Origin of the sequence: Shewanella sp. 11B5, from assembly GCF_002836795.1 — a bacterium.
Taxonomy (GTDB): Bacteria; Pseudomonadota; Gammaproteobacteria; order Enterobacterales; family Shewanellaceae; genus Shewanella; species Shewanella frigidimarina.
The window spans coordinates 1-1,277 of the sequence record NZ_PJAP01000104.1 but is presented as its reverse complement, the minus strand read 5'-3'; the positions used below and the strand labels follow the sequence as shown (position 1 = coordinate 1,277).

The 1,277-nt window shown below is 36.6% G+C and carries 1 protein-coding gene; it reads left to right on the top strand.

Translation table 11 applies throughout. The features are described 5' to 3' along the window. On the top strand, positions 1-1,277 hold a 1,277-nt coding region (locus tag CXF78_RS00860; protein ID WP_180957010.1), incomplete at both ends, for a sensor histidine kinase.

The window sequence follows — 1,277 nt, the reverse complement described above, 5'->3', positions numbered from 1 at the left end:
AGAAATGCAGAGTAAATTTTTTTATAAAGAAGATAAAAATCAGCTCCCTTATTTACCTAAGCAACCTAAAGTTGATCTGCTCGAATTAGAATATCTCGTTGCACGCTTTATAGGCCAAGAAAAATCAACCGATTGCTTTGCACAATTTAATCAATCACACAAAAATAAAAAACATAAAACCTACAACGAAGCCTTGTTATTTCATGCAGAAAACACTCTCGCCAGTGTTATGGGCTCAGCATCTGCAAAGCTCGTTATTTCCTTCGCTTTAGGTGGTCGCGACATAGCATTTGACCAAGTAGCCCAAATTGTTAAAGACAATTCAACACAGCAGTTAGAATTTAGCCGTTCGGTATTACAAGGAGCAATAGAGAATACCAGTGAAGGTATATCAGTCATTGACGGAAATTTAAATTTAGTCGCATGGAATAAACAATATCTCGACATTTTTAATTATCCCAAAGATCTGGTTTATATCGGTTGCCCAATAAGCCAACTTATTCGTTATAACCTCGCTAATCAAAAACACTACATACTCGATATTGAAGCCCAAGTTCAAAAACGATTACAATTTATAAGGGCTGGTAGTAAACATAAGTCAGAGCGAAAACTACCAAATGATAAAATCATTAACATTGAGGGGAACCCAATACCCGGCGGTGGTTTTGTGATGATTTTCTCCGATATTACGGAGTTTCGTCAAACAGAGAATTACCTTAAAGAAGAGAACACCGACCTTGAAAGTCGCGTATTATCACGCACTAAAGAATTAGAGCAAGCAAACTTAGAACTCGAAAACGCCAACCGAGAATTAGCCCATGCGCAGCTTAAAGCAGAGCAAGCGCATTTGAAAAAAAGTCAATATTTACGTGCCTGTAGCCATGACTTATTGCAACCATTATCCGCTGCTCGACTATTTTCATCTGCTGTATGTTTAAGTTCAAGAGTGTCCCGACAAGAACGACAGCAAATAAAACAAATAGACAATTCACTCGAGATAGCAAACAATTTACTCTTAGACTTAAATGAAATAGCCCGTATCGAAAGTGGCAATATAATCCCGGATATTTCGATCATCTGTGTTGAACAATTATTTTCTATGTTGCAATCAGAGTTTTCAGTGCTAACTAAAGATTACCATATCGATTTTCATTGTCATTCAAGTAAGTTATACATCAAAAGTGATTTAACGTTATTAGTAAGAATTGTGCAAAACTTCCTAAGTAATGCCTTTCGTTATGCTAACCATGGCAAGGTATTATTAGGCTGTCGTCGTA